Here is a 12,420-nt window from a genome sequence, read left to right as displayed (position 1 = left end):
AGGGGCGATGGGGCAAACTGGGAGTGTCCATTCTTGTGTTCACGACTCACCCAGACTTCCCCCTGGAGGCAACATGAGCAAGATCACCAAGACGATCGTCAGTGCGCTGATCGTCATGTTCCTGATCTTCTACCTGTACACGCGCCCGGAGGCAGCGGCGGAGTTCGTCAAGGCGATCTTCGGCATCTTCGACTCGATCGGCCGGTTCTTCACCTCGCTCGTGAGCTGACGTGTCCGCGCTGTCGCGGTTCTTCGCCCCCGAGGTCGCGCGCCGCATGCTCGTCGACGAAGGCGAGTTCATCGTCGACGAGGTCTATCGGCACTGGGTGACGCGCGTCCTGCCGTCGCTGGCCGTGTTCGGCGGCATGGCCTGCTTCCTCCTCATGCCGCTGCTCGGCTCGGGATGGTGGGTGGGTCTGTTTTGTGGGTTGGCGTTGGGGGCGTGGGGGTTCTACCGCATCCACTTGGAGTTCATGGATCGGTTCGTCATCACCAACATGCGAGTGTTCCGTGTGCGCGGCGTCGTCGACCAGCACATGGCGACGATGCCGATCGCGCGGATCCTGGACATCTCCGTGCGGCAGACGTTCCTCGGTCAACTGCTGGGGTACGGGCACTTCGTGTTCGAGTCGGCTGCGCAGGATCAGGGCCTCAAGCAGATCGATTTCGTGCCCCACATCGAGCGGCGCGACCTCACCATCCAGCGCGTCATCCAGCGCGCCGGGCTGCGGGCCAGGATGGAGCGCGAGCCCGACCCCGATGCGTTGGACGGTGCGTGAGGGCGTGCGCGGGGGCGTCACCTTTTTGACATAGGCTTTTTCGCCACGTGCGCGAAAACGCTATGTCGAAAACGCTATGTCACAAACGTGCACGCTCGGCTCGGACGCCCCCGCGCCCCCGCACGACTCCGTGCCGGCGCGTCCGTGAGGGCACGGCAGGGACTATCGCCCGCACCTGACGCCGGACTCGCGGCGGCGGCGTCCGGCTGAGCGCGGCGCCACTCTCGCGCTGGTGGAGTCCGGGTGGGCGGGTGCCGACAGTCAGATACGCGGTGGAGGTTCCGTGGGGGGCCGCGGCAAGGACGCAGGTGCACGTTTGTGACATACGGATTTTGACATAGGGTTTGTGGGCACGTGCCCACAAACCCTATGTCAAAAACGTGAGCCTCCGGGGCGCCAAGACGCCCTCAGTGGTGGGGAGGGGTCACTGGAGGACGGCGTCCACGACCTCCTTCGCCTCCGCCTGGACCTGCTTCAGGTGCTCGGCGCCCTTGAAGGACTCGGCGTAGATCTTGTACACGTCCTCGGTGCCCGAGGGGCGCGCGGCGAACCAGGCGCTCTTCGTGACGACCTTCAACCCACCGATGGCCGCGCCGTTGCCGGGCGCCTCGGTGAGCTTCTGGACGATCTCCTCGCCGGCCAGCTCGGTCGCCGTCACGTCGGAGGGGGACAGCTTGCCCAGCTTGGCCTTCTGCTCCCGGTTCGCCGGCGCGTCCACGCGCGCATAGGCGGTCGAGCCGAACTCGGCCTCGAGCTCGCGGTAGTGCTCGCTCGGCGTCTTGCCCGTCACGGCCAGGATCTCGGACGCCAGCAGGTCGAGCAGGATGCCGTCCTTGTCGGTCGTCCACGTCTCGCCCTTGAGCGTCAGGAAGGACGCCCCCGCCGACTCCTCGCCGCCGAAGCCGATCGTGCCGTCGGACAGGCCGGGCACGAACCACTTGAAGCCCACCGGCACCTCGACGAGACGCTTGCCGAGCTTCGCGGCCACGTTGTTGATCATCGAGCTCGACACGAGCGTCTTGCCGATGCCCGTATCGGGCCCCCAGCCGTCGCGGTGGCTGAACAGGTACTGGATGGCCACCGCCAGGTAGTGGTTCGGGTTCATCAGGCCGGCGTCCGGCGTCACGATGCCGTGGCGGTCGGAGTCGGCGTCGTTGCCCGTCGACAGGTCGTAGGCGTCGCGGTTGTTGATGAGCGACGCCATGGCATACGGGCTCGAGCAGTCCATGCGGATCTTGCCGTCCCAGTCGAGCGTCATGAAGGGCCACTGCGGGTCGACCGCCGGGTTGATCACCGACAACCCCAGGCCGAGCTTCTCGGCGATGTACTCCCAGTACTGCACGGACGCCCCACCGAGCGGGTCGGCTCCGATGTTGAGCCCGGCGCCACGAATGGCGTCCAGGTCGATGATGTTGACCAGATCCTCGCAGTACGGCGTGCGGTAGTCGTGGCGGACGATGTCGCCGATGATCTGCTCATAAGGCGTCCGCTTGATCGAGCGGTAGTCGGCCAGCAACTCGTTGGCGCGGGCCGCGATGACCTTCGTGGCGTCGGAGTCCGCGGGGCCGCCGTGCGGCGGGTTGTACTTGAAGCCGCCGTCGGTGGGCGGGTTGTGCGACGGGGTGACGACGATGCCGTCGGCCCGGGGGCCGGAATGGTCGCGGTTGTACACGATGATCGCCCGCGACACCGCGGGGGTCGGCGTGTACTCGTCGTCGCGTTCGGCCCGGACGTCGACGCCGTGCGCGTGCAGCACCTCGAGCGCCGTCTTCCACGCGGGCAGCGACAAGCCGTGGGTGTCCTTGCCGATGAAGAGGGGACCGTCGACGCCCTGGGAGGCCCGGTACTCCACGATCGCCTGCGTGGTGGCTGCGATGTGGGCCTCGTTGAAGGCTGTCTTCAGGCTGGAGCCACGGTGACCGGACGTGCCGAAGACCACTTGCTGGTCGGGGTTCGCCGGGTCGGGCACCAGGTCGTAGTAGGCCGCGAGCATCGCGTCGACATCGACGAGATCGGACGGCTGGGCGATTTGTCCTGCGCGTTCATGCACCATGGATCCCATCATGCCGTGGTCGCCGGGGGGCCGTGCGGACTTGGCGGAACGATTCGGGGTCGCGCGGGCGCGGGTGGCACGATGGTCGCCATGAGTTCTCTCCCCTTCGCCGGTGGCGCCATGGATCTGTCCGCCCTCAAGCCGGCCCCGCCGGCCCCCGCGGGCGCCAGCTACGTGACCACCGCCGACGACCGCACCTTCGAGTCGCTGCTCGCCCAGTCGGCGCAGTACCCCCTGGTGTTCGAGTTCACGTCGCCGCGGGCCAATGCCGGCGCCCTGAGCGCCGATCTGGACGCCCTCGCCGCCGAAGCGGCCGGTCGCTTCCTGCTCGTCCGGGTCGACGTGGACGCCGCCCCCGGCATCGCGCAGGCGCTCGGCATCCAGGCGGTGCCCATGGTGGTGGGGGCGCTCGCCGGCCAGCTCGTCCCGCTCTTTCAGGGCACGGCCGACAAGCCCCAGGTGAAGGCCGCGATCGACCAACTGCTGCAGGTGGCCGCAGCGAACGGGCTGTCCGGGCGCGCCCAGCCGGTTGCGCCGCCGGCAGGCGAGGAGCCCACCGGTCCCGATCCGCGGTTCCAGGCAGCGGACGCCGCCCTGGCAGCCGGCGACTTCGCTCAGGCCGTGGCGGAGTTCGACAAGCTGCTCGCGGCGAACCCCGCGGACGCCGAGGCGTCCGCGGGCCGGGCGCAGGCGCGGCTGCTCGTGCGGATCTCGGAGATCGACACCGATGCCATGGTCAAGCGGGCCACCGCAGACCCGACGGATGTGGAGGCCGCGCTCGCCGCGGCGGATCTGGAATTGGCGGGCGGCGCGGTCGCCCGCGCGTTCGACCGGCTCATCAACCTGGTGCGCCTCACCTCAGGTAAGGAACGCGATACCGTCCGTGTCCGGCTGCTCGAGCTCTTCGAGACCGTCGGTGGAGACGACCCGGCGGTCCTCAAGGCGCGCCGCGACCTCACGACGGCCCTCTTCTAGGCCGACCCAGCCCGGGCCCGGCTAGGCCGGTTCGCCGCCCTCGGTATAGACCGTCCGGCCGGACGCCAGCGCGCCCAGGGCCGAGCGCACCCGCGCCGCGCCGAACGGGGTCATCACAGCGTCCAGGTCGTCCGGGGCCACCCAGTGCAACGCCCGGACCTCGAAGCCGTCGGGGACCAGCCGGCCACGGTCGGCGTCCGCCACGACCGCCGAGGAGAAGACCAACTCGACGGCGTCCTCCCACCCGAGGTAGGGGCGGAGCCAGTCCACGACGAGCGGCCCGCCCAGCGGAGGCCCCCAGCCCATCTCCTCGGTCATCTCCCGCGCGCAGCCCGCCGCGGGCGATTCACCCGGCTCGACGATGCCACCGGGCAACTCCCAGTCGGGTTTGAACGTCGTCTCGCAGAGCAGGACGCGGCCGGCGGCGTCCGTGACCAGCGCATGCGCGATGAGCCGCTTGCGGGGGGTCACGGTGTTCATGACCGCGGTGAACCCCTCTCGGCCGTCGGCGACATCGGTGGCGAGCCGGCTGTAGAGCCGCTGGTCGCCGAACGTGTCGTCGGCCCCCGGCACTGACCCGCGCAGGACGCCCTCGAAGCGGAACCCCTGCCGGTGCAGCGCGCGGCGCGCCGTCCGGTCACCCGGTGGGATCCGCGCGATGAGCCGGTGGAGGCGCGCGACGCCGAACCCCTCCAGGCACGCCTTCGCGATCGCCCGCTCCAGCCCAGCCGCGTCGTCGGTGGGCTCCCACGTGAGGATCCCCTCGGATCCGTCACGCAGGAGCCACACGACCAACTCGGGCGGCTGCACCTACTCGGACGCCTCCACGTCGGCGTTCGTCCCCGGCGTCTGCACCGTGGACTCCTCCAGCGCGTCGACAGCCGACAACTCGCCCTCGGACGCCGCACCCTCGGCCTCCTCGGCCACCGGCGCGTCCTCGGCGGGTCCGTCGTAGCGCAGGAAGACCGCGCCGAGCGGCGGCACCTGCACACGAGCGACGGCCGGGAAGTGCTCCCAGTTGCCCTCGGTTGCGACGACGCCGCCCATGTTGCCGAGCCCGGAGCCGTCGTAGAAGGCGGCGTCGGAGTTGTGGATCTCGGTCCAGCGGCCTAGCTCGGGCAGGCCGATCTCGTAGTCGTACCAGGGTTCGGAGCTGAAGTTCACGACGATCGCGATCTGCTGGCCCTCACCGTCGCGCCGGATCCAGCTGTAGCAGTTGCGGCCGGCGTCGTCGGCGTTGATCCACTGGAAACCGGCGGGGTCGGCGTCCAGCTTCCACAGGGCCGGGTGCGCCTTGTAGACCTCGTTGAGGTCCTTGATCAGGCGCTGCAGACCCTTGTGACCCCACAGATCCGAGACCCACCACTCGAGGCTCACGGCCTCGTTGAACTCGCTGCGCTGGCCGAACTCCTGGCCCATGAAGAGCAACTGCTTGCCGGGGAAGGCCCACATGTAGGAGTAGAACGCGCGCAGCGTGGCGAACTGGCGCCAGGCGTCCTGCGGGATCTTGTTGATCATGGAGCCCTTGCCGTGGACGACCTCGTCGTGGCTGATGGGCAGGATGAAGTTCTCGCTGTAGGCGTACACCATGGCGAACGTCATCTCGTTGTGGTGCCACTGGCGGTAGATCGGCTCGAGCTCGAGGTAGCGGAGCGAGTCGTTCATCCAGCCCATGTTCCACTTGAAGCCGAAGCCCAGGCCGCCCAGGTTGGTCGGCTCGGTGACGCCGCCGAAGCTCGTGGACTCCTCGGCGATCAGCTGGACGCCCGGCACGCGCTCGTACAGGTGCCGGTTCACGTAGCGGAGGAAGTCGATGGCCTCGAGGTTGTGGTTGCCGCCGAACTCGTTCGGCACCCACTCGCCGGGTTCGCGGCTGTAGTCGAGGTAGAGCATGGACGCCACGGCATCGACGCGCAGGGCGTCGATGTGGAAATCGGTCACCCAGTAGAGCGCGTTGGAGACGAGGAAGCTCTTCACCTCGTTGCGGCCGTAGTTGAAGATGTAAGTGCCCCAGTCGCGGTGCTCGCCCTGGCGCGGGTCGGCGTGCTCGTAGAGGGCGGTGCCGTCGAAGCGGCCGAGCGCCCACTCGTCCTTCGGGAAGTGGCCGGGCACCCAGTCGAGGATGACCCCGACGCCAGCCTGGTGGAGCCGGTCGACGAGGTAGCGGAACTCGTCCGGCTTGCCGAGCCGGCTCTGCGGCGCGAAGTAGTTGGTGACCTGGTAGCCCCAGCTCGGCTCGAACGGGTGCTCGGTGACCGGCAGGAACTCGACGTGCGTGTAGCCCTGCCACGTCACGTACTCCACGAGCTCGTCGGCGAGCTCGAGGTACGTCTTGCCCTTGCGCCAGCTGCCGAGGTGCACCTCGTAGATGCTCATGGGCTCGTGCTGGAGATTCTTCTTGGAACGGTTCTCCATCCACTCCGCGTCGCCCCACCAGAACTTCGACTCGTACACGATCGAGCTGTTGGCCGGGGCCTGCTCGGCGAAAAAGGCCATGGGGTCGACCTTCTCGTGCCACACCCCGTCGGCGCCCAGGATGTTGTACTTGTACAGCGTTCCCTCACCGACGCCCTCGACGAAGATGCCCCACACCCCCGAGCCGGGGATGAGCTGCATGGCGTCGCCGGTCCACCAGTTGAAGTCCGCGTTGATGCGCACCTCGCGGGCGTTCGGCGCCCACACGGTGAACCGCGTGCCCGTCACCGGCCCGCGCTCGTCGTCCTGGATCGTGACGACGTGCGCACCGAGCCGCTTCCAGAGCTCGGTGTCGCCCCCGTTGTGGAATCCTTCGAGATCCCATCCGGTCAAACCGCCGAACTGATCGTGCGCCATCACTGCTCCTTGGTGTTGTGGTTGTCGTTCCCGGACGCGATGGTCCGGATGGCACGCAGGGGGATGTCCACCCAGTCGGGCCGGTTGCGAATCTCGTAGAGGACCTCGTAGATCGCCTTGTCCGCCTCGTAGGCGCTGAGCAGGTCACCGCGGACGTCGCCGCCGCAGTACCCCGCCAGGAATGCGTCGCGGGCGGCGTCCGCCCACGCGGTGGCCGCAGGGCCGGCCGGGTCGGGGTGCGCCGAGCGGGCGTAGTCGAACGACCGCACCATGCCGGCCACGTCTCGCCAGCGCGAGTCGAACGCCCGCCGCTCCGCCGCCGTCTTCGCCGGCTCGCCCTCGAAGTCGATGATCGTCCAGCCTGCCGGGCTGGACAGCGTCTGGCCCAGGTGGAAGTCCCCGTGCACCCGCTGCACCGCCAACTCCTGGCCGGCGAGCGAGGAGAACCGGGTGCGGAGGGCGTCCGCGTACGGTGCGAGGACGTCGGCCTGGGCGACCGCGGCGTCCAACCTGCGGCCCATGAGCGCCGCGAGGTCGTCACCGGAGGCGCGCTCGGTGCCGAAGGCGTCCGACAGTGCGGCGTGCACCGCGCCGAGGGCCACGCCGAGGGCGTGCGCGTCGGCGGTGAAGTCCTGCCCGGCGGCGCACGCGGCGGTCGCGATGACCCAGCCGTCCGTCGCGTCGGGGACGCGGTCCATGATCATGCCCAAGTCGGTCGTCGTGCCGTGCGGCCAGTCGCCGGTGAGGCGCAACGACACGCCAGGCACGTCGACGCCGCCGCCGAGCGCCACCAGCACCTCGGTGTCGAGGTTCGGCCCCGGTTCGACCTTGCGGAACACCTTGTAGAGATGGGTAACGCCGAGAGTGATGATCGTGTTGGACTGCTCACCGCCCCACACGCCGAGGTCCACGTCGGCGAACTGGGGCGCCGTCGCCGCGACGAAGGCGGCCAGGGCGACCGGGTCGGTCGTCGCGTCCACCACGTCGGCGGCCGAGTCGGGGGCGGTGCCGAGCACGTGCCCGGACGCCGTGCCCGCGGCATGGTGCGACACGAGCAGGTGATAGTGCTCGGTCGCCCCGCCCGGGTAGGTGATGGTCGCCAGCTCGCTGCGGACGCCGACGGGCGCCTCGGGTTGCGTCCACCAGCCCAACGGCTCGATCGCCGTGACGGATGCCCCGGCTCCCTTGCCGCCGAACCAGCGGACGGTCTCCAGATACGCCATCCACGCGGCGTGCAGGGATGCGGTCATGGGTTCCTCTCGATCGGGCGCGGGCCGACTCAGCGGATGGACAAGATGTGCGCGGGCTGCAGCGGCGTCAACCGGACGAAGTTCCGCGCGCCCCATGTGAACGAAGCGCCGGTGAGTTCGTCGGTGACCGGCAGCGGGGCGTCCTGGGCCAGCCCGAGCTTGCTCATGTCGAGGTGCACCTCGGACTCGACAGTGTTGTTCGGGTCGAGCGAACAGATGACGAGCACCTTGTCGTCGCCATCGACCTTCGAGAAGGCGATGATGCTGTCGCTGGGCACCGTGTGGAAATCGATGCGGCGCAACTGCTGAAGGGCCGGATGGGCGTGGCGGATCGCGTTCAGGCGGCCCATGAGCATGTTCAGGTTGGGTTCGGCGGAGTAGTCGCGGGGGCGGTATTCGTACTTCTCCGAGTCGAGGTACTCCTCGCGCCCCGGCGCCAGCGCCGCATGCTCGAAGAGCTCGAAGCCCGAGTAGACGCCCCACGAGGGGCTGAGCGTCGTGGCCAGCAGCGCGCGGATCGCGAACATCGCCTGGTTGCCGCTCTGCAGGTGGAACGGGTTGATGTCGGGCGTGTTCACGAAGAAGTTGGGCCGGAAGAACGCGTCGGTGTCGCGGCTGAGCTCGCCCAGGTACTCCTCGAGTTCGGCCTTGGTCGTGCGCCACGTGAAGTACGTGTAGCTCATGTGGAAGCCGACCTTGCCGAGCGCCGCCATCATGGCTGGCTTCGTGAACGCCTCGGCGAAGAAGAGCACGTCGGGGTCGGTCTTGCGGATCTGGGCGAACACCCAACCCCAGAACTCGACCGGCTTGGTGTGCGGGTTGTCGACGCGGAAGATCCGGACGCCGTGGCTCATCCACAGCTTCAGGATGCGCAGCACCTCGTTGTAGATGCCGTCGGGATCGTTGTCAAAGTTGATCGGGTAGATGTCCTGGTACTTCTTCGGCGGGTTCTCGGCGTAGGCGATCGTGCCGTCGAGCCGCGTCGTGAACCATTCGGGGTGCGCCTCGACCCACGGGTGATCGGGCGAGGCCTGCAGGGCGAAGTCGAGCGCGACCTCGAGCCCGAGTTCGGTCGCTTTCGCGACGAGGCGGTCGAAGCTCTCCCAGTCGCCGAGGTCGGGGTGGATCGCGTCGTGGCCGCCCGCGGCGCTGCCCACGGCCCACGGGGAGCCGGGGTCGGCGTCCGTGGCGTCGAGGGAGTTGTTCTTGCCTTTCTTGAACGCGTTGCCGATGGGGTGGATGGGCGGGAAGTAGACGACGTCGAAGCCCATCGCTGCGATCTCTTCGAGCCGAGTATGACAGGTGTCGAACGTGCCGGAGGTCCAGGTGTCGGTGTCCTCGTCGTAGGTCGCACCCTCCGACCGCGGGAAGAACTCGTACCAGGACGAGAACAGGGCCTTTTTGCGGTCCACGAAGATCGGGAAGTCGGCGGTCGGCGACACAAGCTCGCGCGGCCCGAACTTGCGCATCGCCTTCGCGAGGCCGGAACCCGTCGCCACGTCGAGAAGGTCCTCGGCCGGGCGCTGCGGGATCAGCAACTGCGCGGTGGCGCGCAGGATCGATGCCTCGATCGGATCGCCGGCGGAGTGGGCGACCTGCGCCGTGCGCTCGAAGAGGTCGCGCCCCTCGAGGCAGACGAGTTCGATGTCGACCCCGGCCGGCAGCTTCGCCTCGGCGTTGTGCAACCACGTGCCCCACGGGTCGGACCAGCCCTCGACGCGGAACGTCCAGGCCCCCTCCCGATCGAGGCGCACCCACGCCTCCCACGGGTCGAGGCCGCGCGGCGCCATCGGCGTCATGTCGTGGCGCGTCTCGTTGCCGTCGGGATCGGTGAGGATTACCGACGCGTTGACGGCGTCGTGCCCCTCGCGGAACACCTTCGCTCGGATCGGGATGGCTTCGCCGACGACGGCCTTCGCGGCATAGGCGCCGCCCTCGACGACCGGCGAGACGTCGGTGACGGGGATGCGGCCGAAGCCGTGCGCCACGGTCGCGGTCGGCGTGTGGTCGACCTGGACCGGCACGTGCGGTGTGGTGCGGGGGGAAGGCGGGAGCGGCGTCCCGGGTCGATCAGCGCGTGCGGGGGCGGCCGGAGCTGACTCGGGCTGAGCGGCCTCGGCCGACTGCTCGGCGCGCGCGGGGAACTCGGTCTGGTTGCTCTGCGTCACGGTGCCAAAGCTACTGCACGAACCGCTGCCCTGCAGGCTCCGCGGAGGATGCGCGCACGCTCGTCCGGCGGCGTCAGCGGGCGATCTCGGCGGACTTGCGACGGCTGATCACGGTGGCCTGCAGGACGACCACGGTGCGGGGCGGGACAGGCAGGCGGCGACCCGGAGCGAGGGAGCGGGTGGTGAACTCGTCGGACTCCCCGGTGTGGGCCACGATGCGGTAGCCGCTCGCCCACGGAGCACCCGGCAGGGTGACCTCGATGGGTCCGTAGCCGGCGTGGAAGAAGACGTAGAACGCCTCGTGGGTGTCGGAGATGTACATGCCGAGGCTGCGGCGTCCGCCGTCGTGCCATTCGCCGATCGACATCTCCGTGCCGTGCTCGTTGAACCACGCCGACTCGGTGCGCCCGAGACCGTCGTCGTTCGTGCCGACCACCTCGCGGCGTGTCCTGAACGTCGGCGTCCGCAGCACCGGATGCTTCGCGCGCAGCGCAAGCAGGGTGCGGGTGACCTCGAGCAGATCGGCCCACTCGTCGCTGGTGTGCCAGTTCACCCACGAGATGGGGGTGTCTTGGCAGTAGGCATTGTTGTTGCCGCCCTGGGTGCGCCCAATCTCGTCGCCGGCCAGCACCATCGGGATGCCCACGCTGAGCAGAAGGGTCGCCATGATGTTGCGGGTCGTCCGGTGCCGGGCGGCGACGATGGCCTCGTCGTAGGTCTCGCCCTCGTAACCGTGGTTCCAGGAGCGGTTGTCGTCCGCGCCGTCGCGATTGCGTTCGCCGTTGGCCTCGTTGTGTTTGAGGTCGTAGGTGACGACGTCGCGCAGCGTGAAGCCGTCGTGGGCGGTGACGAAGTTGACCGAGCTCGTTGCGGGACGCCCGTCGTGGTCGAAGATGTCGGCAGAGCCGGCGAGCCGGGTTGCGAGCTCCTCGACGCCCCCCGTGGCGCCGCGCCAGAAGTCGCGGGTGAACCCGCGGAAGCGGTCGTTCCATTCGCTCCAGCCGCGCCCCCACCGGCCGACCTGGTAGCCGTAGGGGCCGAGATCCCACGGCTCGGAGATCATGAGGATGTCCGCGAGCTCCGGATCCTCGGCGATGACCTCCTTGAACGCGTGGTCCTGGCGGACGTGGTGGTGGGCGTCCCGGATGAGGGTGGTGCACAGGTCGAACCGGAACCCGTCGACACCCATCTCGTTGACCCAGTACCGCAACGAGTCGTGCACGAGGTCGAGCACGCCCTCGACGGCGGTGTCGACGGCGTTGCCGCAGCCGGTGACGTCGTAATCGTTGCGGAGGTCGTCGGTAAGGCGGTAGTAGCCGGCGTGGTCGATGCCGCGGAACGACAGGGTGGGGCCCTCGTGACCCCCCTCGGCCGTGTGGTTGTAGACCACGTCGAGGATGACGGCGATGCCGGCGTCGTGCAGGGCCGACACCATCTCCTTGAACTCGCGCACCTGCTGGCCGAGCGTGCCCGAACTCGAGTAGGGGCCGTGCGGGGCGAAGAAGCCCAGCGTGTTGTAGCCCCAGTAGTTCACGAGCCCGCGGCCGACCGCGAACGGCTCGGAGACGAAGTGGTGGATCGGCAGGAACTCGATCGCGTTGACGCCCAGCGACGTCAGGTGCTCAATGACCGCCGGGTAGGCGAACCCGGCGAACGTGCCGCGCAGGTGCTCGGGCACCTGCGGGTGCAGTTGGGTGTAGCCCTTCAGGTGCGTCTCGTAGACGACGAGTTCGTCGGCCTTCGGACGCCGCGCCAGCGGCCTGGGCGCGGGGGAGTCGGCCACGACGACGCTCAGCGGCACGGCCGCGAACGAGTCGGTCGGGTCGGGCTGGTAGTCGGATTCGGCCGTGTGGTCGAGGATCGGGCCCGAGTAGTCGACGCCGCCGGTGATGGCACGCGCGTACGGGTCGACGAGCAGCTTCGCCGGGTTGAACCTCTGGCCGGTCTCGGGGCTCCACGGCCCGTGCACGCGGTAGCCGTAGCGCTGGCCGTGTCCGACGCCAGGGACGAAGACCGTCCAGACACCGTCCTCGGAGCGGGTGAGGTCGTGGTTGAGCTGCCGCTGGGCGTCGTCGACGAGCGCGAGCTCGACGCGCGTGGCGCGGGGCGCCCACAACGAGAAGTGGGTGCCCTCGGGTCCGGCGTGGGCCCCGAGGGTCGACGACGCGAGAGGAGCGGGCAGCGTGGGCCGCGACATGAGTCTCTTTCCTTGGAACAACGGGTGCAGCGAGGTCCCATCCTGCCAAACGTCGGACACAGGGGGAAACCGTAGGGGTCCTCAGGGGACACGGAACCTTCTCACGGGTTCTGGCGGCGGGGAAAACGGCCGGCGCCAGCGTTGCGTCCAGGGCGGCTGTGAGCGT

9 protein-coding genes are annotated in these 12,420 nt (G+C 69.1%); 3 read left to right on the top strand and 6 right to left on the bottom strand.

The features are described 5' to 3' along the window. Positions 1-73 precede the first annotated feature (73 nt). Positions 74-229, top strand: a complete 156-nt coding sequence (locus tag Q1K57_RS06270) for a hypothetical protein (protein ID WP_300080065.1) — start codon at positions 74-76, stop codon at positions 227-229. A gap of 1 nt (position 230) precedes the next feature. Then, positions 231-779, top strand: a complete 549-nt coding sequence (locus Q1K57_RS06265; RefSeq protein ID WP_366525348.1) for a PH domain-containing protein — start codon at positions 231-233, stop codon at positions 777-779. A 424-nt stretch (positions 780-1,203) separates the two neighbouring features. On the opposite strand, the gene pgm is transcribed toward Q1K57_RS06265, so the two are convergent. Further along, positions 1,204-2,832, bottom strand: coding sequence for a phosphoglucomutase (alpha-D-glucose-1,6-bisphosphate-dependent) (pgm, locus tag Q1K57_RS06260; RefSeq protein ID WP_300080064.1), 1,629 nt, complete (start codon positions 2,830-2,832; stop codon positions 1,204-1,206). A gap of 90 nt (positions 2,833-2,922) precedes the next feature. Here pgm and Q1K57_RS06255 point away from each other — a divergent pair, with 90 nt between their 5' ends. Further along, positions 2,923-3,807: a tetratricopeptide repeat protein gene (locus Q1K57_RS06255; protein WP_300080063.1), complete on the top strand. Its 885-nt coding sequence runs from the start codon at positions 2,923-2,925 to the stop codon at positions 3,805-3,807. Between the two features lie 21 nt (positions 3,808-3,828). Here Q1K57_RS06255 and Q1K57_RS06250 read toward each other — a convergent pair whose 3' ends face one another. From Q1K57_RS06250 to glgX, 5 genes are all read right to left on the bottom strand, one after another. Beyond that, positions 3,829-4,617, bottom strand: a complete 789-nt coding sequence (locus Q1K57_RS06250) for an NUDIX domain-containing protein (RefSeq protein WP_300080061.1) — start codon at positions 4,615-4,617, stop codon at positions 3,829-3,831. Beyond that, complete coding sequence (gene glgB, locus Q1K57_RS06245) at positions 4,618-6,639, bottom strand: 1,4-alpha-glucan branching protein GlgB (RefSeq protein ID WP_300080060.1); 2,022 nt, start codon at positions 6,637-6,639, stop codon at positions 4,618-4,620. It abuts the gene before it with no gap. Further along, positions 6,639-7,889 carry a phosphotransferase gene (locus Q1K57_RS06240; protein WP_300080059.1) on the bottom strand — a complete coding sequence of 417 codons (1,251 nt, stop codon included), beginning with the start codon at positions 7,887-7,889 and terminating at the stop codon, positions 6,639-6,641. The genes glgB and Q1K57_RS06240 overlap by 1 nt, the downstream gene beginning before the upstream one ends. A 29-nt stretch (positions 7,890-7,918) precedes the next feature. Beyond that, positions 7,919-10,057 (bottom strand): alpha-1,4-glucan--maltose-1-phosphate maltosyltransferase, encoded by a 2,139-nt coding sequence (locus Q1K57_RS06235; protein WP_300080058.1) that lies wholly within the window; start codon positions 10,055-10,057, stop codon positions 7,919-7,921. 73 nt (positions 10,058-10,130) lie between these two features. Beyond that, positions 10,131-12,254 carry a glycogen debranching protein GlgX gene (gene glgX / locus Q1K57_RS06230; RefSeq protein WP_300080057.1) on the bottom strand — a complete coding sequence of 708 codons (2,124 nt, stop codon included), beginning with the start codon at positions 12,252-12,254 and terminating at the stop codon, positions 10,131-10,133. Between the last annotated feature and the right edge of the window lie 166 nt (positions 12,255-12,420).

This window comes from Propioniciclava sp., from assembly GCF_029977985.1.
Lineage (GTDB): Bacteria > Actinomycetota > Actinomycetes > Propionibacteriales > Propionibacteriaceae > Propioniciclava.
This window is presented reverse-complemented; position numbering and strand designations above follow the sequence as displayed.